We start from the raw sequence: 20,495 nt of genomic DNA on the forward strand, positions 1-20,495 counted from the left end.
CAAAGCGTTCGATTATAAACGCTCACACGGATGCACGGGCGCGCGTGCCGGGCGGCGGCGCCCGAGGGACTCGCGCGCCGCCGTCGTCTCACTGGCACGATTTTCGCCGTCCCTGGAATGATAAAATCTGCGGATGAAAAAAATCGTCATTCTGATCTCCGGACGCGGGAGCAACATGGAGGCCGTCGTGCGTGCTTGCGCGCGCGAGGGCTGGCCGGCGCGCGTCTGTGCGGTCATTTCAAACCGGCCGGATGCCGCCGGGCTCGGCTTCGCGGCCGCGAACGGCATCGAAACTGTGGTCGTCGATCACCGCGAATTCGACGGCCGCGAAGCGTTCGACGCGGCGCTCGCGCGTGAAATCGACCGCTTCGAACCGGATTGCGTCGTGCTGGCCGGCTTCATGCGCGTGCTCACCGATGCGTTCGTCGAACGCTACGCCGGGCGCATGCTGAACGTGCATCCGTCGCTCTTGCCGTGCTTTGCCGGCCTGCGCACGCATCAGCAGGCGCTCGACGCGGGCGTGCGCGTGCACGGCGCGAGCGTGCATTTCGTGACGGCGAAGCTGGATCACGGGCCGATCGTCGCGCAGGGCGCGGTGCCGGTCCTCGCGGGCGACGACGCCGCCGCGCTCGCGGCGCGCGTGCTCGCCGTAGAACACATCATTTACCCGCGCGCGGTGCGCTGGTTCGTGGAAGGGCGTCTTTCTATCGAGGGCGAACGAGTCGCCCTCACGCCGTCTGAGCCGCAGTGGCTCTTTGCCGACATTGCCGGGGAGGGCGCATGAGGCTGCATGGATTTCTGATTGGTCAAACCGAAACGCTGCTGGCGGACGTGCTCCGCTTTTCCGGTCCCGCCGATGCGGCGACGAGCCGTTTCTTCCGCGCGCATCCGAAGCTGGGTCACGGCGAGCGCGGCGTGATCGCCGAGGCGGTCTTCGCCGTGCTGCGGCGGAAGATGGAGTTCTCGCATCTCGCGGAAAGCGGCACGGGCAATCAGGCGCGGCGTCTCGCGCTGCTCGGGCTGATGCAGACCGCGGGCCTCACCGCGCTCAAGCCGTTCGTCTCGGCGGACGAGCATCAGTGGCTCGCGCAAGTCTCGAAGATCGACCCCGCGAGCCTGCCGGTGCGCGTGCGCACGAACCTGCCGCAGTGGATCTACGACGCGATGGCCAAGCGCTTCGAGCCGGACGAGCTCGCGCAGCTTGCCGCCGCGCTGAACTATCCGGCGCCGCTCGACTTGCGCGCGAATCCGATCAAGGCGAGCCGCGACGTGGTGCGCAAGGCGCTCATCGACGCGGGCATCGACGCGTTCGACATGCCGTTCGCGCCGTTCGGCATCCGCGTGGACGGCAAGCCCGCGCTCACGCGCCTGCAGCCGTTCCAGGAAGGCTGGATCGAAGTGCAGGACGAGGGCAGCCAGTTGCTGTGTTCGTTGGTGGCCCCGCGACGCGGCGAGATGATCGTCGATTTCTGCGCGGGCGCGGGCGGCAAGACGCTTGCGCTCGGCGCGATGATGCGCTCCACCGGCCGTTTGTATGCCTTCGACGTGTCCGACCGGCGGCTCGCGAAGCTGAAGCCGCGCCTTGCGCGCAGCGGTCTTTCGAACGTGAATCCGGTGCTGATCGACAGCGAACACGACGCGAAGATCAAGCGCCTCGCGGGCAAGATCGACCGCGTGCTCGTCGATGCGCCGTGTTCCGGGCTCGGCACGCTGCGCCGCAATCCCGACCTCAAGTGGCGGCAGTCGCCCGCGACCGTCGCGGAACTCACGCCGAAGCAGCTTTCCATTCTCACGAGCGCCGCGCGGCTCGTGAAGACAGGCGGCCGCCTCGTGTACGCGACGTGCAGCATGCTCGAAGCGGAGAACGAGGGCGTCGTCGCGCAGTTCCTGGAAACGCATCCGAACTTCCGCGTCGTCCCTGCGCGCGACGTGCTCGCCGAGCAGCGCATCGAGCTGGACACGGGCGAGTATTTGTCGTTGTGGCCGCACAAGCACGGCACGGACGGCTTCTTCGCGGCCGTGCTGGAGCGCGTGCCCGGCGCGAAGGCGCAAGCGGCGGACGAAAGCTCCGGGGAAGAGAGCGCATAAGCGCGCGATGCAGACCCGCTTCCTGAGCCACCTTTCGGAACGGCTCGTCCGCGATTTCGGCGAGGCGGAAGTGCTGTGGCAAGTCGGCGCGCTGATCGCGCTGCTCGCCATCGCGTGGTGGTGCGCGGGTTTCTTGCGCAAACAGCTCGACGCGCGGCGGCAGTCGCGCTTCGAGGCCGTCCGCTTCGGCGCGGAGAGTCTCAACAAGGCGCTGTTTCCGCTGCTCGGGACCGTTTTCGTCTCGATCGCGCAACTCGCGCTCGCGCCCGTCATGCACACGGCGCTGCTGCGGCTCGCCCTGGTGCCGCTGTGCGGCATCACCGTGATCTACACCATGTTCTATGTGGTGCGGCGCGTCTTCAGCAAGAGCGCCACCGGCGGCGCGGACCACGAGGCGGGCGCGCTGCTGTTCCTCTTCGAAAAGCTGGTCACGGTGCTCGTCTGGGTCGCGATGCTCCTCACGGTGATGGGCATTCAGGACGACGTCGTCCGCTGGATGGCGAGCGTGCGCTTCAACTTCGCCAACGCGCACATGACGCTGCTCTCGCTCGCCTCGGGCCTGCTCTGGGTGTGCGTGACGCTGATCGTAGCGATGTGGGCCGGCGCGCTTCTCGACGACCGCCTCACGCGTTCGCGCTCGCTCGACGCGAACCTGAAGGTGGTGCTCGGGCGCGTCGCGCGGGCGCTGATGATTCTCGCGGCGATACTCGTGAGCCTGTCGATCGTCGGCATCGACATCACGGTGCTCGGCGTGTTCGGCGGCGCGCTGGGCGTCGGGCTCGGCTTCGGCTTACAAAAGATCGCCAGCAATTACGTGTCGGGCTTCATCATTCTGCTCGACCGGTCGCTCCGGCTCGGCGACATGATCAATGTCAGCGGCTTTCAGGGCACCGTCACGCAGATTCGCACGCGATACACGGTCGTGCGCGGGCTGGACGGCATCGAAACACTGATTCCGAACGAAAAGCTGATTACCGATGTCGTACAGAATCACTCGTCGTATCTGACGCGCGGCAACGCGAAAATCGCGGTGCAGGTGAGTTATCGCTCGGACGTGGAACGCGCGATGCGACTCCTCGTCGAAGCAACGCAGGGCGTCGAGCGCGTGTTGCAGGACCCGGCACCGGCGGCGCTGCTCGCGAGTTTCGGCGCGGACGGCATCAATCTGGAACTGAGCTTCTGGATCGAGGACGCGGCGAAGGGCACGGGCGGCGTTAAGTCGCAAGTCAATCGCAGCGTGTGGCGGTTATTCTGCGAGCATGGCATCGAGATTCCGTACGCGCAGCGCGAAGTGCGAATCGTCGGCGGTGCGGCAAGTGAATCGGTAGGAAATGCCGGATTCCAGCGCGACGAGCTTTCGTCGACGGCTGGAGGCGCCGTTTGAAGCATCAACGGGGCGGCATTCCTTCCTTTTCTGCAAGGATGACGCCAATCTTTGCCGCGTAAGATTTTTCTTGAATGTCCGAGATTCAAAAAAATTCACCTTTACGACAACGACTTGGAACGCATGCAGTAGAATGCGATCGAACTTCGGCGCTGACCTTTCACGCGCCCGACATGCGGCGATAAGTCGATTTTTGACTCTCTTCGTCGGCCATTTTTTCCGAATTTCACAGCTACATAGGTAAATTGCCTTGCTGAATTCCTCCCTCGATTTTCTCGCCAACGGATTGCTGGATTTCTCCTGGTGGCAGATTCTCTTGTTCACGCTGGCGGTGACGCACGTCACCATCGCGGGCGTCACCATTTATTTGCACCGCTGCCAGGCGCATCGCGCGCTGGACCTGCACCCCATCGCGAGCCACTTTTTCCGCCTGTGGCTGTGGATGACCACCGGCATGCTGACCGGCCAGTGGGCGGCCATCCACCGCAAGCACCATGCGAAGTGCGAGACCGAAGAAGATCCGCACAGCCCGCAAACGCGCGGCATCTGGAAGGTGCTGCTCGAAGGCGCGGAACTGTATCGCGCGGAAGCGAAGAACGAAGAAACGCTGCGCCGCTTCAGCCACGGCACGCCGAACGACTGGATTGAGCGCAACGTGTACACGCGTTATCCGATCCTCGGCATCAGCATCATGATGGTCATCGACGTGGCGCTGTTCGGCATCGTCGGGCTGTCGGTGTGGGCCGTGCAGATGATCTGGATTCCGTTCTGGGCGGCGGGGGTCGTCAACGGTCTCGCGCACTTCTGGGGTTATCGCAACTTCAATTCGAGCGATGCAAGCACGAACATCTTCCCGCTCGGCATCCTGATCGGCGGGGAAGAACTGCACAACAATCACCACACGTACGCGACCTCGGCCAAGCTGTCGAGCAAGTGGTACGAGTTCGACATCGGCTGGCTGTACATCCGCATTCTGTCGGCAGTTGGCCTCGCCAAGGTGAAGAAGCTCGCGCCCACGCCGCGCCTGTCGGAATCGAAGTCGGTGCCGGATCACGACACGCTGCAAGCCGTGCTCGCGAACCGTTACGAAGTCATGGCGCGTTATGGCAAGGCGCTCAAGCGTGCGTACAAGCAGGAACTCGTGAAGCTGAAGGAAGCCGGCGCGCGCGAGAAGTATCAGCTGATGCGCGGGGCGCGCAAGTGGTTCCACAAGGACGAGGACGGCCTGAACGAGCCGCAGCGCAAGCAACTGCCGGAACTGTTCTCGGACAACCAGAAGCTGCGCACGTACATCGAACTTCGCAAGGACCTGGCGGCGATGTGGGACCGCTCGAACGCATCGCGCGAGCAACTGCTGGCGCAGTTGCAGGACTGGTGTCATCGCGCGGAACAAAGCGGCATCAAGGCGCTGCAGGACTTCGCGCTGCGTCTGCGCCGCTACGCCCTGTAAGCGATATCCGCTAAAATTCTTAGACGTCACAAGACCCCGCTTTGGCGGGGTCTTTGTTTTTGGGCGACGGATTTTCGCTGATTCGGCAGGAGACAGGGGACATGCAGGCGATCAGAAGCGTCGAGTACGACCGGCCGCAAGGGCTGACGTGTGGAGTAGGCGAGGCGTGGGCGCGCGTGCCGCAAGCGCCGTCGCCGGACGAAAAACGCGCGTTGAAGGAGCGCATTCGCGCGCTGTTGCGGCGGGAACAGGCCGTATTGGTCGCGCACTATTACGTCGATGCCGAGCTACAGGAACTCGCCGACGAAACCGGCGGCTGCGTCGCCGATTCCCTGGAAATGGCGCGCTTCGGCCGCGACCATGCGGCAAAGACACTGGTTGTCGCGGGCGTGCGGTTCATGGGCGAAACAGCGAAGATCCTCAGCCCGGACAAGCGCGTGCTGATGCCCGACCTCGACGCCACGTGCTCGCTCGATCTCGGCTGTCCCGCCGACGAATTCGCCGCGTTCTGCGACGCGCATCCGGACCGCACGGTCGTCGTGTACGCGAACACGAGCGCCGCCGTGAAAGCACGCGCCGACTGGATGGTCACGTCGTCCATCGGGCTGGAAATCGTCGCGGACTTGCACGCACGCGGCGAGAAGATTCTATGGGCGCCGGATCGTCACCTCGGCGGCTACATCCAGAAGAAGACGGGCGCGGACATGCTGCTGTGGCAGGGCTCCTGTCTGGTTCACGACGAGTTCAAGGGCATCGAACTCGACCTGCTGCGTGCCGAGTATCCGGACGCGAAGATTCTCGTGCATCCCGAGTCGCCGGAAGCGGTCGTGAAGCTGGCCGATGTCGTCGGTTCGACCACGCAGTTGATCGACGCCGCCGTGCGCCTCGACGCGAGCCGCTTCATCGTCGCCACCGATCTCGGCATTCTGCACAAGATGCGGCTCGCCGCGCCGGGGAAGACGTTTATCGAAGCGCCGACGGCCGGCAACAGCGCCACGTGCAAGAGTTGCGCGCATTGTCCGTGGATGGCGATGAACGGTCTCACCAATCTCGCCGACGTGCTCGAACGCGGGCATAACGAGATTCACGTCGACGCCGCCATCGGGCAGCGTGCGCGCGTGCCGATCGACCGGATGCTCGATTTCGCCGCGCGTCACAAGAAGCCCGTGCAGGCGAGCGGCGATCTGGCGAAGGACGCCGCGCTGTTCTCGAACGTGGGAGCCGCGTGATGCCGTACTCACCGATTTTCGACGAAGTGCGCTCGCAATACGGCGAAGCATTCGACGCCGCGCTCGCGCGTAATGTCGCCGATGCGCTCGCCGAAGACATCGGCACCGGCGACGTGACCGGTCGCCTCGTGCCGGCGGACGCGCGGCGCACGGCGCGGATCATCGTGCGGGAAGAAGCCGTGCTGTGTGGTGCGCCGTGGTTCGACGCAGTGATGCGGCGCGTCGATGCGTCCATCGAAGTGGAATGGCAGTGTCGCGAAGGGCAGCGCATGGCCGCCGATACCCCGGTCGTGCTGCTGCACGGCCCCGCGCGCTCGCTGCTGACGGCCGAGCGCAATGGCCTCAACTTCCTGCAACTGCTTTCGGGCGTGGCAAGCGCGACGCGCCGTTACGTCGACGCGATCGAAGGCACGCGCGCGCGGATTCTCGACACACGCAAGACGCTGCCTGGCCTGCGGCTCGCGCAAAAGTACGCCGTGCGCGTGGGCGGCGGGGCGAACCAGCGGCTCGCGCTCTACGACGGCATTTTGATCAAGGAGAACCACATCGCGGCGGCGGGCGGCGTCGGCGCGGCGATGGACGCGGCCCTCGCGCTGAACGCGGGCGTGCCGGTTCAGATCGAAGTGGAAACGCTCGCGCAGCTCGAAACGGCGCTCGCGCACCGCGCAGAGTCCATTCTGCTCGACAACTTCACGCTCGACGCGATGCGCGACGCTGTGCGCGTGACGGCGGGCCGCGCGTTGCTGGAAGTGTCGGGCGGGGTGAACTTCGAAACTGTGCGGGCGATAGCGGAAACCGGCGTCGACCGCATTTCGATTGGAGCGCTCACGAAGGACGTGCGCGCCACCGATTACTCGATGCGCCTTATCTAGCCGTCAGACCGCGCGCCGCCGCGCCGCCGGCGGCGTCAGCACGGTCGGCAGCGCCTTCGGCAAGGTTTCGGGCCAGTCGCGGCTGTAGTGCAGGCCGCGGCTTTCGCGCCGCGAACATGCGCTTTCCACGATCAGCGACGCCACATCCACCAGATTGCGCAGTTCCAGCAAGTCGCGGCTCACCTTGAAATTCGCGTAGTACTCGTGGATTTCGTCGCGCAAGAGCGCAATGCGATGCCGGGCGCGCGCGAGCCGCTTGTCCGTACGCACGATGCCGACGTAGTTCCACATCAGAAGCCGCAGCTCGTCCCAGTTATGCGCGACGACGACTTCCTCGTCCGGATCGGAAACGCGGCTTTCGTCCCAGTCGGGCAGGGGCGCGTGGCATCCGGCCGAAAAACCGTCCGCTTCGATGGCCGCCGCCGCCGCCCGGCCGACCACGATGCATTCCAGCAACGAATTGCTCGCCAGCCGGTTCGCCCCGTGCAAGCCCGTGCACGACGTTTCCCCGACCGCATACAGCCCGGGACGGTCGGTGCGCCCGGCGAGATCCGTCACGACGCCGCCGCAGGTATAGTGCGCGGCCGGCACGACGGGAATCGGCTCCTTCGCGATATCGATGCCGAACTCGCGGCAGCGGGCGAGGATCGTCGGGAAGTGTTCTTCGAGGAACGCGCGCGGCTGGTGGCTGATATCGAGGTACACGCAGTCGATGCCGCGCTTCTTGATCTCGAAGTCGATCGCCCGGGCGACGATATCGCGCGGCGCGAGCTCGGCGCGTTCGTCGTGCGCGGGCATGAAGCGCGTGCCGTCCGGCAGGCGCAGCACGCCGCCTTCTCCGCGCACGGCTTCCGAGATCAGGAACGACTTCGCGTACGGATGGAAGAGGCAAGTCGGATGGAACTGGATGAACTCCATGTTCGCGACGCGGCAGCCCGCGCGCCATGCCATCGCGATGCCGTCGCCGGTCGCGGTGTCGGGATTGGTCGTGTAGAGATAGACCTTGCCTGCGCCGCCCGTCGCGAGGACCGTGTGCGGCGCCTCGATCGTGACGGTGCGGCCGCTTTTCAGGTCGAGCGCGTACAGACCGTGGCAGCGATGGCCCGGCAGCCCGAGCCGGTCGGACGTGATCAGGTCGATCGCGTAGTGATCTTCGAGAACGGTGATGTTCGGATGATTGCGCACGCGCTCGCCGAGCGTCGTGACGACCGCGTGGCCGGTGGCGTCCGCGGCGTGGATGATGCGGCGATGACTATGCCCGCCTTCGCGCGTCAGATGGAAGCCGAGTTCGGCCGAGACGTCGCGCGTGAAGGGCACGCCTTCGTCGATCAGCCATTGAATCGCGGCGCGCCCGTTTTCGACGATGTAGCGCGTCGCCGCCTCGTCGCACAGGCCCCCGCCCGCGATGAGCGTGTCGGCCACGTGGTCGTCGACGCTGTCCGCCGAATCCAGCACCGCCGCGATGCCGCCTTGCGCCCAGTCGCTCGCGCCTTCGCTCGCCGCGCGCTTCGCGATGATCGCCACGCGCCGCGTCTCGGCCAGATTCAGCGCGACGCTCAGGCCCGCGAGTCCGCTCCCCACGATCGCTACATCGAAGTTCATGCCGCCGTGTCTCCGTCGCTGTCGTTGTCGATAGCCGGCAAGCATAACGCGCGAGGGCAAAGAAACCGCGAAAACCCATGCACGACCATGTGAAACGCGTGTGAAAAGCGCGCCGCAAAAACAAAAAGCCCCGCGTGAGCGGGGCTTTCTGCTGTCTTCGTCAGGCACTCAATCTCAAGTGCGGTCCGTCTTCCGCTTGCGCGGAACAACGCCGCTTTACTTGATCTTGGTTTCCTTGTACTCAACATGCTTGCGGACGACGGGATCAAATTTCTTGATCAGCATCTTTTCCGGCATGTTGCGCTTGTTCTTGGTCGTCGTGTAGAAGTGACCCGTGCCTGCGGTCGATTCCAACTTGATCTTGTCGCGTGCGCCCTTGGCCATGTGCGTGCTCCTTAGATTTCACCGCGTGCGCGCAAATCTGCGAGCACGGCGTCGATACCGTTCTTGTCGATCAGGCGCAGACCCGCGTTCGAAACGCGCAGACGGACCCAGCGGTTTTCGCTTTCAACGAAGAAACGGCGGTTCTGCAGGTTCGGCAGGAAACGACGCTTGGTCTTGTTGTTGGCGTGGGAAACGTTGTTGCCGGACATCGGCCCTTTCCCAGTTACTTGGCATACGCGTGCCATGCGAGCACTCCTAATACAGTCTGATTCCTACGCTCGGCGCAGCGGATTCTGCGAGCCGACCTCTTTTTCCCTGGTTGCCTTTACCGGGAACTTGGCAGCACGGTTATGCCAATGAGGACCGCGTAAGCTCAGAACAGGTGGGTTGAGAAAAGCAAACGCGGATTCTAGCAGGAAAAGCCGTGCGTTATCAAGGCGTTTTGCTCCTTTTCCTATTCGGCGGATCGACCTGAAAGCCAGCGTCACAGCCAACCCTCGCGCGCGAACGAAAAAATGTCATTCGACGCGACGACCATGTGATCCAGCAGCTTCACGTCGATGAGCGCGAGCGCGTCCTGGAGCGTGCGCGTGAGCTTGCGGTCGCCCGCGCTCGGCTGGATGCTGCCGGAAGGGTGATTATGCGCGACGATCAGCCCGGCCGCATTCAGCGCGAGCGCGCGCTTGACGATTTCGCGCGGATACACGGCCACGCGCGTGAGCGAGCCCCGCGCTTCCTCGCAGATGTCCAGCAACTGGTGGCGCGCGTCGAGATAGATGCAGATGAACACTTCGTTCGGCCGCGTGCCGATTTTCAGGCGCAGAAAGTCTTCGACGGCACCGGGAGAATTCAGCAGCATGCGCTCGCGCGCTTTCTCCGCCAGCATGCGCCGGCACAGTTCGGAAACCGCGATGAGCGTCGCTGCGCGCGCCTCGCCGATGCCGCGTTCGGCTTGCAACTCGGCGGCGGATGCATCGAGCACGGCGCGCAGCGAGCCGAAACGCAGCAGCAGCGCGCGGGCGACATCGACGGCGGTGAACCCCGGCACGCCGGTGCGCAAGAAGAGCGCGAGCAATTCGGCATCGGCTAGCTTCTCGGCGCCCGAACTGAGCAGGCGTTCACGCGGCCGGTCGGCCTTGTCCCATTTCGAGATGGCTAGTGCCGCGAGCCGGACGGTTTCCGCAGCCTCCGCTGGCGCGGCGGGAACGGACGCAGCAACTGGCGCGGCGTCGGTCGCGGTAAGCGACGCGGAAACCGGCGCGACAACCGGCGCAGCATGCAGCGCCACGACGCCCGTCATCGCCCGCTCCTCCGAAGAGACCGAATTGCGCGCGCCGCCGCACCAACGCCGCACGCGCCTGACGCGTCGCCGGACCACTCTGTCTTACAATAGCGGTTTTGGCGCCCGTTTCGACCCTGCGCCACGCGGTTCGCAGCTTCGCGCCGACGAGCCGCCGCTCGCCCGGCCCACGCCGCGCTTTCGACTGAACCGCCACATCCAATACTCATGAGCATCATCGATATCTCCGAGGTCAAGCCCGGCTCCCATGTCACGCTGCATTACCGGCTGGCACTGGCCGACGGCGCCGACATCGTCAACACCTTCACCGACAAGCCCGCCACGCTCCTGCTCGGCGCAGGCCAGCTCGCCCCGCCGCTCGAAGAAATTCTGCTCGGCCTCAAGGTCGGCCACCATTCGACCTTTCGGCTAACGCCGGAGCAGGCGTTCGGGCCGCGCAATCCGGAACTGCTGCAGCGCGTGTCGCTCGCGACGCTGCGCGAAAACAGCATGGTCGGCGAGGATTTTTCTCCCGGCGATCTCGTCGAATTCAACGCGCCCAACGGCGGGCGCTACGCGGGCGTGCTCAAGGAAGTGGGCGAGACGTCGGCGCTTTTCGACTTCAATCACCCGCTTGCCGGCCAGACGCTGGCGTTCGAAGTGAAAATCATCGGAATTCTGTAGCCATGAGCCTGACCGAAAGCCTCACCGATATCGAAACCGACGTCGAAATCCTGCTCGCGCAGCCGCGCGGCTTCTGCGCGGGCGTGGACCGCGCGATCGAGATCGTCGAGCGCGCGATCAAGCTGTTCGGCGCGCCGATCTACGTGCGTCACGAGATCGTGCATAACGCGTACGTCGTCGCGGATCTGCGCAAGAAGGGCGCGATCTTCATCGAGGACCTGTCGGACGTGCCCGAGGGCAGCACGCTGATTTTCAGCGCACACGGCGTTTCGAAAGCCGTGCGCGTCGAAGCGGAAACGCGCGGGCTGCGCGTGTTCGACGCCACGTGTCCGCTCGTGACCAAGGTGCACATGGAAGTCGCGAAGATGCGGCAGGAAGGCTTCGATATCGTGATGATCGGCCACAAGGGACACCCGGAAGTCGAAGGTACGATGGGGCAGTCCGGCGAGGGCATGCATCTGGTCGAGGATATCGAGGACGTGCTGAAGCTCGATCTGCCCGACCCGGAGCGCATTGCGTACGTCACGCAGACGACGCTTTCGGTCGACGACGCCTCGGCGATCATCGACGCGCTCAAGAACAAATATCCCGCGATCAAGGAGCCGAAGAAGCAGGACATCTGCTACGCGACGCAGAATCGCCAGGACGCGGTGAAGTTCCTCGCGCCGCAGTGCGATGTCGTGATCGTGGTCGGCAGCCCGAACAGCTCGAATTCGAGCCGGCTGCGCGAAGTAGCCGAGCGCAGCGGCATTCCGGCCTATATGGTGGATTCGCCGACGCAGATCGATCCGAACTGGGTCGAAGGCAAGAAGCGCATCGGCGTGACGGCGGGCGCGTCGGCGCCGGAAGTGCTCGCGCAGGCTGTCATCGCGCGGCTGCGCGAACTCGGCGTGCGCAGCGTGCGCTCGCTGGAGGGCATCGAAGAGACGATTTCGTTTCCGCTGCCGCGCGGACTGTCGTTGCCGCAATAAGTTAGACGAAACCTTCGAAAAAGCGCCCAGCGGGCGCTTTTTTTTCGCCCGGGCACAGGCAAGCCGACCGCGCGTGAACCATTTCGGTGCACCGCTGCAAAGCGTCGCAAACGTATTCCGCCGAGCCTCGATAAACCCCGCTCCCGGAATGGTGCAACTGCTGCACAAAACCGGATCGCAACCCGGTTGCGCTTTTGACGGAAAATCGCCGGAAAATGCGGGTTGCAATGCTGGAAAACCCCGCCACGCAAGAATATTGCTCGTCTCATATTTAGCGTTACAATTCGCGCGTCCTGAGTCCGGAAGGGCCTCTGGCAACGGTTCTGAAAGGCGCAGGAGATCTCATTTGATGCGATTCAAGTTTGCTTACGCCGTGTCCATCGCGGCTGCGGTTGCAATGGCAACTGCATGCGGCAAGAAGGACGAAGGCGGAGCGAGCGGAGCAGCACCGGCGGCAAGCGCCCCGACGGCGGCAACGGCTGCGCCCGCACCGGCGAGCGAAGCGACGGTGGTGAAGATCGGCCATGTCGCGCCGTTGTCCGGCACGCAGGCGCATTTAGGGAAAGACAACGAAAACGGCGCGCGGCTCGCGCTGGAGGAAATCAGCGCGCAGGGTCTCACCATCGACGGCCGCTCCATCCGCCTCGTGCTCGACAGCCAGGATGACGCAGCCGACCCGCGCACCGGCGAAGAAGCCGCGCAGCGCCTGGTGGATGACCATGTGGTCGCGGTAATCGGCCATCTGAATTCGGGCGTATCGATTCCGGCGTCCAAGATTTATAGCGATGCGGGCATCGCGGAGATTTCGCCGTCGACGACGAACCCGCAATACACGAAGCAGGGTTACAAGACGACCTTCCGCGTGGTCGCAACCGATGCGCAGCAAGGCCCCGTGCTGGCCGGCTACGCGATCAAGACGCTGCACGCGAAGAAAGTGGTGATCGTGGACGACGCTACCGCCTACGGCCGCGGCCTCGCCGACGAGTTCGCGAAGACGGCGCAGGCGGGCGGCGTGAAGGTCGCCGCGCGCGAGACGACGTCGGAGAAGGCGCGCAACTTCAAGGCGATCCTCTTGAAGATCAAGCGCATGCAGCCGGACGCCGTGATGTACGGCGGCATGGACGCAACGGGCGGACCGTTCGCGAAAGAAGCGGCGGCGCTCGGCGTGAAGGCGAAGATTCTGGCGGGCGACGGCGTTTGCACGCAGCAATTGCCGCAACTGGCGGGCGACGCGGTGCAGAACGTCGTGTGTTCCGAAGCCGGGCCCGCGCTCGCGAAGATGGACAAGGGCGCGGACTTCGCGCAGAAGTACGAGGCACGGTTTCACACGCCGGTGCAGATTTACGCGCCGTTCACGTACGACGCGGTGTACGTGATCGTCGATGCGATGAAGCGCGCCAATTCCATCGAAGCGAGCAAGGTGCTCGCGGCGGTGGCCACGACGGATTTCAACGGTCTGACGGGGCATATCGCTTTTGACGACAAAGGCGATCTGAAGACCAGCACCATCACGCTTTACGACTTCAAGGACAAAAAGAAGGATGTGCTCGACGTCGTGAAGCAGTAGCAGCAGGCGTTTGCAGTCTTGCGGCGCCTATCCGACAAGCGCCGTTTCGCATGCGTCTGGCGGACGCCCGCACCTATCCGGCGGCGGGCGCAACGGCAGGCGATTAATCCTTACCGGTTTTTTTAAAAGTACGCGCAGTGCCGCTCCAGATTTCGCTTCACACCGGTTTATCGGCCGGTGATAAAGGCGTCATCCGGTCGCACGGGGCTAAGGAGCTTTAAATGGATATTTTCATCCAGCAGATCCTCAACGGTCTGGTGCTTGGCAGCGTCTACGCCATCATCGCGTTGGGTTACACGATGGTGTACGGCATTCTCGGCATCATCAACTTCGCGCACGGCGACGTGCTGATGGTGGGCGCGATGGTGGCGCTTTCAGCCATCGGCGTCATGCAGAATCACTTTCCCTCGATGCCCGGCCCGATCATGCTGACGATCGCGCTTATCGTCGCGGCGATCGTCTGCGCGATCGTCGGCTACACCATCGAACGCGTCGCGTACCGGCCGCTGCGCAAGGCGCCGCGTCTCGCGCCGCTCATCACCGCAATCGGCGTGTCGATCCTGCTGCAAACGGTCGCCATGATGATCTGGGGCCGCAACCCGCTCGCGTTTCCGCAGTTGCTGCCGACCGACCCGATCAACGTCATCACCGCGACTGAAACGCGTCCCGGCGCGGTCATCTCGATGACGGAAATCGTCATCATCGTGGTGGCGTTCCTCGTGATGGGCGGCCTCCTGCTGCTCGTGCACAAGACCAAGCTCGGCCGCGCGATGCGCGCGATCGCGGAGAACCCCGGCGTCGCATCGCTGATGGGCGTGAACCCGAACTTCGTGATCTCGGCGACCTTCATGATCGGCTCGGCGCTTGCTGCGCTCGCCGGCGTGATGATCGCGTCCGAATACGGCAACGCGCACTTCTACATGGGCTTCATTCCCGGCCTGAAGGCGTTCACGGCGGCGGTGCTGGGCGGCATCGGCAACCTGGGCGGCGCGATGGTCGGCGGCGTGCTCCTCGGTTTGATCGAGCAGTTGGGCGCCGGTTACATCGGCAATCTGACAGGCGGCGTCTTCGGCAGTAACTATCAGGACGTGTTCGCCTTCGTCGTGCTGATCATCGTGCTCGTGTTCCGTCCGTCGGGTCTGCTCGGCGAACGTGTCGCGGACCGCGCTTAAAGACCGTGTGAGGAGCTCTACAAAATGACTTCGATTCAACCGATTGAGCCGTCCACGACGCTCATCCCCGAGAAGAACACGGGCAAGACGCTCGTCGTCGGCATCATCGTCGCCGCGTTCGTGATCGCCGCGCCGATGGTGATCGGCGCAGCCGGCGGCAACTACTGGGTCCGCGTGCTCGACTTCGCGATGCTTTACGTGATGCTCGCGCTGGGCCTCAATGTCGTCGTCGGCTTCGCCGGCCTGCTCGACCTGGGCTACATCGCGTTTTATGCGGTCGGCGCGTACGTGGCGGCGCTCTTGTCTTCGCCGCAATTGACCTCGCAGTTCGAATGGATTGCGCATCTTGCGCCGGGCGGGCTGCATGTGCCGTTCCTTCTGATCGTGCCGGTCGCGATGGCGCTCGCCGCCACCTTCGGCGTGCTGCTCGGGGCACCGACGCTGCGTCTGCGTGGCGACTACCTCGCTATCGTGACGCTCGGTTTCGGGGAAATCGTGCGTATTTTCATGAACAACCTCGACCGCCCGGTGAACATCACGAACGGCCCGAAGGGCATCACGGGCATCGATCCGGTGACGGTGGCGGGCTTCAATCTGTCGCAGACGCACGAGCTTTTCGGCATGAAGTTCCCGTCGGTGTACATGTACTACTACCTGTTCGTGCTCGGCGCGCTCATCGTGATCTGGGTCTGTACGCGTCTGCAACATTCGCGCATCGGCCGTGCATGGGCCGCCATTCGCGAAGACGAAATCGCGGCGAAGGCCATGGGCATCAACACGCGTAACGTGAAGCTGCTCGCCTTCGCGATGGGCGCGTCGTTCGGCGGCCTCTCGGGCGCGATGTTCGGCGCGTTCCAGGGCTTCGTGTCGCCGGAATCGTTCACGTTCTGGGAATCGATCGTCGTGCTGGCGTGCGTGGTGCTCGGCGGCATGGGCCACATTCCGGGCGTGATTTTGGGCGCGGTGCTGCTCGCCGTGTTCCCCGAATTCCTGCGCTCGACGATGGGTCCGCTGCAAAACGCCGTCTTCGGCCATCAGATCGTGGATACCGAAGTCATCCGCCAGTTGCTGTACGGCCTGGCGATGGTGCTGATCATGCTGTATCGCTCGGAAGGCCTGTGGCCCGCCGCGAAACACGAAGACAAGATCGCGAAGATCGCGAAGCGCAACGGCAAGAAGCCGGTGCGCGCCTAAGCGGGGGAATCAAAAATGAGCGACAAACGTACTCGATTGTCCGTGAAGGGCGTGAACAAGCGTTTCGGCGGCTTGCAGGCGCTGTCCGAAGTGGGCCTCGAAATCAAGGAAGGCGAAATCTACGGCCTGATCGGCCCGAACGGTGCGGGCAAGACGACGTTCTTCAACGTCATCACGGGCCTCTACACGCCGGATTCCGGTGAATTCAAGCTCGACGGCGAAGCCTACACGCCGACCGCCGTGTATCAGGTGGCGAAGGCGGGCATTGCGCGCACGTTCCAGAACATTCGTCTCTTTGGCGGCATGACCGCGCTGGAGAACGTGATGGTCGGCCGCCATGTGCGCACGAAGCACGGCCTGATCGGCGCGGTGTTCCAGACGCCCGCCGAGCGCCGTGAAGAGAAGGAAATCAAGGAGCGCGCGCTGGAACTGCTGGAGTACGTCGGCGTGCTGCAATACGCGGACTACACGTCGCGCAATCTGTCGTACGGCCACCAGCGTCGTCTGGAGATCGCGCGTGCGCTCGCGACCGATCCGAAGCTGCTCGCGCTCGACGAGCCGGCAGCCGGCATGAACGCGACGGAGAAGGTCGAGCTGACGCGCCTGCTCGACAAGATTCGCGCGGACGGCAAGACGATTCTGTTGATCGAACACGACGTGAAACTCGTGATGGGATTGTGCAACCGCATGACGGTGCTCGATTACGGCAAGGTGATCGCCGAAGGTCTGCCGCAGGACGTGCAGAAGGACCCGAAGGTGATCGAGGCATATCTGGGTGCGGGGGTGCACTAAATGGCGACCACAAGCGCAATGTTGAAGGTCAAGGGTCTGCAGGTGAACTACGGCGGCATCCAGGCGGTGAAGGGTGTCGATCTGGAAGTCGGGCAGGGCGAACTCGTTACGCTGATCGGCGCGAATGGCGCGGGCAAGACCACGACGATGAAGGCCATCACGGGCCTGAAGCCGTTCTCGGGCGGCGATATCGAGTACATGGGCCAGTCGATCAAGGGCGTGCCCACGCACGAGCTTTTGAAGCGCGGCCTCGCGATGGTGCCGGAAGGGCGCGGCATCTTCGCGCGCATGTCGATTCTCGAAAACATGCAGATGGGCGCGTATCTGCGCAACGATTCGGACGGCATTCAGAAGGACACCGAACGGATGTTCGGCTTCTTTCCGCGTCTGAAGGAGCGGGCGTCGCAGTATGCGGGCACGCTGTCCGGCGGCGAGCAGCAGATGCTGGCGATGGCGCGGGCGTTGTTGTCGCGACCGAAACTGCTGTTGCTCGATGAGCCTTCGATGGGACTTTCGCCCATCATGGTCGAGAAGATCTTTGAAGTGGTTCGGGAGATTTCTAGCGAAGGGCTGACCGTGCTGCTCGTCGAGCAGAATGCTCGTCTTGCTCTGCAGGCCGCTAATCGCGGGTATGTGATGGATTCAGGGACTGTCACTATGTCCGGCGATGCCAAGGTCATGCTCGATGATCCTAAGGTTCGGGCTGCCTATTTGGGCGAGTGAGGGTTCTTTTTCTTTCCCTCGCGGGGCGGGGGCGTGGTTTTGCTTCCCGCTCTTTTCGTTTCTTTGTTCTTTCGTGAAACTTGCTTTCTTGTCGGTCTATTGGCGTTGCCCCTCCCCGCCCCGGGGAGGGGCAACACTAATAGACCGAAACAAGAGAACGAAGCGACAAAACTAGAGCCGCTTCCCAAGACTAACAACCTCATCAACACGATACCCAAGCCGCTCATAAAACGGCAAAAGGTCCGTCCGAGCAGAAAGAATCTGCAAATTAACCTTAGGACAACCAGCCCGACCAAGCGCCGCTTCCGCATGAAGCATCAAAGCGCGCCCGAAACCACGCCCTCGCATAGCAGGCGAAACTGCGAGCGAATAAATCCACCCGCGATGCCCGTCATACCCGCACATCACAGTCCCGACGACATCCCCGTCGGAAACTCCGACAAAGAACAACTCCGGCTGCGTGCGCAGCTTATTAGCAATCGACAACGCCGGATCGCGCTGCGGCCGCGATGCATCCGCATACTCCGGGAACACATCGCGCCACAAGGCGATCACGGCATCGCGATCGCTCGCATCGAAGGTACGGATGATCACAGCGAATCGAGCACCGAACGCAACATCGACATCATCTGATCGATCTCATCCTTGGTCACATTGAGCGCGGGCATGAAGCGCAGCAGATTAGGCCGCGCCGCGTTCAGCAAGAGTCCATCAGGCTGCATCAGCCGAGCCTTCTCGACGATCTGCGGCCCCTGATCGCCATCGAGCAGCAACGCGCGCAAGAGACCTTCGCCGCGCTCGCCGTTGAAACCGCGTTCGTCGGATAGCTTCAGCAATTCCGAACGCAAATACTCGCCGCGCTCGCGCACGCCTTCGAGAAAGCCCGGTGCCGTCAGTTGCGAAATCACCGAATAGCCGACCGCCGTCATCAGCGGATTGCCGTTGTACGTGCCGCCCTGATCGCCCGCTTCGAAGCACGCCACATCCGAAGTCGAGAGCAGCGCCGCCAGCGGCACGCCGCCGCCGATGCCCTTGCCGAGCGTCATGATGTCCGGCTCGATGCCCGACAGCTCGTACGCGAACAACGTCCCCGCGCGACCGCAGCCGCTTTGCACTTCATCGACGATCAAAAGAATGTTGTGGCGCTTCGTCAGCGCGCGCAATTCCTGCATGAACTCGCGCGTCGCGGGAATCACGCCGCCTTCGCCCTGAATCGGCTCCAGCATCACGGCTACGGTCTTCTCGGTGATGAGCTTCTCGACCGATGCGATATCGTTCAAATCCGCCTTCGGAAAGCCCGGCACTTGCGGCGCATAGATGGTGTCCCAGCCCGCCTTGCCGCTCGCGGACATGGTCGCGAGCGTGCGGCCATGGAAGCTGTGATCGAACGTGATGATCTCGTACGCGCCGTTGCGGAACTTGCGGCCCCACTTGCGCGCGAGCTTGATCGCGCCTTCGTTCGCTTCCGCGCCGCTGTTGGCGAAAAACACCTTGTCGAAGCAACTGTGCGCGGTGAGCAGCGCGGCGAGCTTCGCCATCGGCTCGTTATAGAACGCGGGCGACGGATTGATCAGCGTGCGCGCCTGCTTGTCGAGCGCCTCGATCACGCCGTCGTTGCAGTGGCCGAGCGAATTGACTGCCCAGCCCTGAATGAAGTCGAGATAGCGTTTGCCGGTGTTGTCGTAAAGCCAGGAGCCCTTGCCGTGCGTGAACACGATCTCGGGGCGGTTCGTGATGTACATCAGCGAATCGACAGGGTACTCATTGAAATTCATGACAGCGGGCTCCGGGCGTTGACTCAGGTGAAAAAACGGCGCGCAAAAAACAAAAGCCACGGTGTTTCCGTGGCTTCATTCTCTCGCTTCAGACTAACCGAACATGACGAGCGCGAATGCGTGACGAGCCAGCGGCATCCCTAGGGAAGCGGCGAGCGGCGGCGTCGGACGATGGTTGCGATTCGGTTCATTCGCGAAGGATACGTGATGACGTTCGTGCATGTAAACCGCCGGCGTCGATTTGTTGCGCGCCGGCGGGTTGCGAGGCCCGCGCGGGCCGTCAGACCGGATGCGCGAGGTCCGCTGCGCTCGTGAACGAATCGGCGTAGAACTCGTCCTCCGGCAAGCGGTGATGCTGCGTGAAATCGCGCTGCGCCGATTCCACCATCACAGGCGCGCCGCACGCATAGACCTGATACGCGCTCAAGTCTGGCAGATCTTCGATGACAGCGCGATGAACGAAGCCCGTGCGGCCGGTCCAGCCGTCGTGCGGATCGGGTTCGGACAGCACCGGCACGAACTTGAAGTTCGGCACTTCCTTCGCCCATTGCTCGGCGAGGTCCATCATGTACAGGTCTTTCTTGCGGCGGCCGCCCCAGTAAAGCGTCATCGGCCGGTTCAGGTTCTTGAAGACCGCGTGTTCGATGATCGCCTTGATCGGCGCGAAGCCCGTGCCCGATGCGAGCAGCACGATGGGCTTGTCCGATTCGTCGCGCAGGAAAAACGTGCCGAGCGGGCCTTCGAAGCGCAGGATGTCGCGCTCTTTCATCGCGCCGAACACATGGTCCGTGAACGTGCCGCCCGGCATGTGGCGAATGTGCAGTTCGAGCGGGCCTTCGTGATGCGGCGGGCTCGCCATCGAATAGCTGCGGCGCTTGCCGTCCTTCAGAATGAATTCGATGTACTGCCCCGCGAGATATTGCAGGCGCTCGTTGGCGGGCAGTTGCAGCTTCATTTCGATGACGTCGTCGGCCTTGCGCTGAAGCGCGTTCACGCGGCACGGCAGCTTCTTGACCTGCACGTCGCCGACGCCCGCGACTTCGCGCACGTCGATCGTGAGATCGCTCTGCGCGGTCGCGCAGCAGAAGAGCGCCATGCCGCGCGTTTTTTCGTCGTTGGAGAGTGCCGACGACGAATGCGGCGCCTGCTCGACTTCGCCTTCGACGACCGCGCCCTTGCAGGAACCGCACGCGCCGTTCTTACAGCCATAAGGCAAGCCGATGCCCTGGCGCAGCGCCGCGGTCAGCACCGGCTCGTCGGGTTCCACCTGAAACTGCCGGCCGCTTTGCCGGAGCGTTACGTTGAATGCCATAGATCGATTTCTTGCGA

Annotated in this window: 20 protein-coding genes; 13 read left to right on the forward strand and 7 right to left on the reverse strand. The window is 63.5% G+C overall.

Features of this window, described 5'->3' with window-relative positions:
- Nucleotides 1–133: 133 nt before the first annotated feature.
- From purN to nadC, 6 genes are all read left to right on the forward strand, one after another.
- Nucleotides 134–784, forward strand: coding sequence for a phosphoribosylglycinamide formyltransferase (gene purN, locus LDZ26_RS02635; RefSeq protein WP_244848047.1), 651 nt, complete (start codon nucleotides 134–136; stop codon nucleotides 782–784).
- Nucleotides 781–2,088: an RsmB/NOP family class I SAM-dependent RNA methyltransferase gene (locus LDZ26_RS02640; protein WP_244848048.1), complete on the forward strand. Its 1,308-nt coding sequence runs from the start codon at nucleotides 781–783 to the stop codon at nucleotides 2,086–2,088. Before purN ends, LDZ26_RS02640 begins: the two co-directional genes overlap by 4 nt.
- A gap of 7 nt (nucleotides 2,089–2,095) precedes the next feature.
- The gene (locus LDZ26_RS02645; protein ID WP_244848049.1) at nucleotides 2,096–3,472 is read left to right on the forward strand and encodes a mechanosensitive ion channel family protein; all 1,377 of its coding nucleotides are present in this window, start codon (nucleotides 2,096–2,098) and stop codon (nucleotides 3,470–3,472) included.
- Nucleotides 3,473–3,722: 250 nt separating this feature from the next.
- A complete protein-coding gene (locus LDZ26_RS02650) occupies nucleotides 3,723–4,922 on the forward strand; it encodes an acyl-CoA desaturase (RefSeq protein WP_244848050.1) in 1,200 nt (399 codons plus the stop codon).
- Between the two features lie 101 nt (nucleotides 4,923–5,023).
- Complete coding sequence (gene nadA, locus LDZ26_RS02655; protein WP_244848051.1) at nucleotides 5,024–6,151, forward strand: quinolinate synthase NadA; 1,128 nt, start codon at nucleotides 5,024–5,026, stop codon at nucleotides 6,149–6,151.
- A complete protein-coding gene (gene nadC / locus LDZ26_RS02660) occupies nucleotides 6,151–7,023 on the forward strand; it encodes a carboxylating nicotinate-nucleotide diphosphorylase (RefSeq protein ID WP_244848052.1) in 873 nt (290 codons plus the stop codon). The genes nadA and nadC overlap by 1 nt, the downstream gene beginning before the upstream one ends.
- Nucleotides 7,024–7,026: 3 nt before the next feature.
- Here nadC and nadB read toward each other — a convergent pair whose 3' ends face one another.
- The 4 genes from nadB to radC all read right to left on the reverse strand — a co-directional run bounded on the left by nadB (nucleotide 7,027) and on the right by radC (nucleotide 10,309).
- A complete protein-coding gene (nadB, locus tag LDZ26_RS02665; RefSeq protein WP_206467696.1) occupies nucleotides 7,027–8,625 on the reverse strand; it encodes an L-aspartate oxidase in 1,599 nt (532 codons plus the stop codon).
- 216 nt (nucleotides 8,626–8,841) lie between these two features.
- Complete coding sequence (gene rpmG, locus LDZ26_RS02670) at nucleotides 8,842–9,009, reverse strand: 50S ribosomal protein L33 (protein ID WP_007180630.1); 168 nt, start codon at nucleotides 9,007–9,009, stop codon at nucleotides 8,842–8,844.
- An 11-nt stretch (nucleotides 9,010–9,020) separates the two neighbouring features.
- Nucleotides 9,021–9,254, reverse strand: a complete 234-nt coding sequence (gene rpmB, locus LDZ26_RS02675) for a 50S ribosomal protein L28 (protein WP_008351171.1) — start codon at nucleotides 9,252–9,254, stop codon at nucleotides 9,021–9,023.
- A 239-nt stretch (nucleotides 9,255–9,493) separates the two neighbouring features.
- Nucleotides 9,494–10,309, reverse strand: coding sequence for a DNA repair protein RadC (gene radC / locus LDZ26_RS02680; RefSeq protein ID WP_244848053.1), 816 nt, complete (start codon nucleotides 10,307–10,309; stop codon nucleotides 9,494–9,496).
- 207 nt (nucleotides 10,310–10,516) lie between these two features.
- On the opposite strand from radC, the gene LDZ26_RS02685 reads away from it, so the two are divergent.
- The 7 genes from LDZ26_RS02685 to LDZ26_RS02715 all read left to right on the forward strand — a co-directional run bounded on the left by LDZ26_RS02685 (nucleotide 10,517) and on the right by LDZ26_RS02715 (nucleotide 17,391).
- Complete coding sequence (locus LDZ26_RS02685; RefSeq protein WP_206467698.1) at nucleotides 10,517–10,972, forward strand: peptidylprolyl isomerase; 456 nt, start codon at nucleotides 10,517–10,519, stop codon at nucleotides 10,970–10,972.
- 2 nt (nucleotides 10,973–10,974) lie between these two features.
- Nucleotides 10,975–11,943 carry a 4-hydroxy-3-methylbut-2-enyl diphosphate reductase gene (gene ispH / locus LDZ26_RS02690; RefSeq protein WP_244848054.1) on the forward strand — a complete coding sequence of 323 codons (969 nt, stop codon included), beginning with the start codon at nucleotides 10,975–10,977 and terminating at the stop codon, nucleotides 11,941–11,943.
- Nucleotides 11,944–12,292: 349 nt separating this feature from the next.
- Nucleotides 12,293–13,510 carry a branched-chain amino acid ABC transporter substrate-binding protein gene (locus LDZ26_RS02695; RefSeq protein ID WP_244848055.1) on the forward strand — a complete coding sequence of 406 codons (1,218 nt, stop codon included), beginning with the start codon at nucleotides 12,293–12,295 and terminating at the stop codon, nucleotides 13,508–13,510.
- 221 nt (nucleotides 13,511–13,731) lie between these two features.
- On the forward strand, nucleotides 13,732–14,682 hold the full coding sequence (locus LDZ26_RS02700) for a branched-chain amino acid ABC transporter permease (protein ID WP_206467700.1): 951 nt from the start codon (nucleotides 13,732–13,734) through the stop codon (nucleotides 14,680–14,682).
- 24 nt (nucleotides 14,683–14,706) lie between these two features.
- On the forward strand, nucleotides 14,707–15,876 hold the full coding sequence (locus tag LDZ26_RS02705) for an ABC transporter ATP-binding protein (protein ID WP_206467701.1): 1,170 nt from the start codon (nucleotides 14,707–14,709) through the stop codon (nucleotides 15,874–15,876).
- A gap of 15 nt (nucleotides 15,877–15,891) precedes the next feature.
- Entirely contained in the window at nucleotides 15,892–16,668 is a 777-nt protein-coding gene (locus LDZ26_RS02710) for an ABC transporter ATP-binding protein (RefSeq protein ID WP_175939658.1), read from the forward strand.
- Between the two features lie 18 nt (nucleotides 16,669–16,686).
- Entirely contained in the window at nucleotides 16,687–17,391 is a 705-nt protein-coding gene (locus LDZ26_RS02715) for an ABC transporter ATP-binding protein (RefSeq protein WP_159837870.1), read from the forward strand.
- Nucleotides 17,392–17,562: 171 nt separating this feature from the next.
- On the opposite strand, the gene LDZ26_RS02720 is transcribed toward LDZ26_RS02715, so the two are convergent.
- From LDZ26_RS02720 to LDZ26_RS02730, 3 genes are all read right to left on the reverse strand, one after another.
- The gene (locus tag LDZ26_RS02720; protein WP_244848056.1) at nucleotides 17,563–17,985 is read right to left on the reverse strand and encodes a GNAT family acetyltransferase; all 423 of its coding nucleotides are present in this window, start codon (nucleotides 17,983–17,985) and stop codon (nucleotides 17,563–17,565) included.
- A complete protein-coding gene (locus tag LDZ26_RS02725) occupies nucleotides 17,982–19,166 on the reverse strand; it encodes an acetylornithine transaminase (RefSeq protein WP_244848057.1) in 1,185 nt (394 codons plus the stop codon). Before LDZ26_RS02725 ends, LDZ26_RS02720 begins: the two co-directional genes overlap by 4 nt.
- 280 nt (nucleotides 19,167–19,446) lie before the next feature.
- Nucleotides 19,447–20,478 carry a CDP-6-deoxy-delta-3,4-glucoseen reductase gene (locus LDZ26_RS02730; RefSeq protein ID WP_175939662.1) on the reverse strand — a complete coding sequence of 344 codons (1,032 nt, stop codon included), beginning with the start codon at nucleotides 20,476–20,478 and terminating at the stop codon, nucleotides 19,447–19,449.
- Between the last annotated feature and the right edge of the window lie 17 nt (nucleotides 20,479–20,495).

The sequence above is a fragment of the Caballeronia sp. SL2Y3 genome, from assembly GCF_022879575.1.
Classification (GTDB): domain Bacteria; phylum Pseudomonadota; class Gammaproteobacteria; order Burkholderiales; family Burkholderiaceae; genus Caballeronia.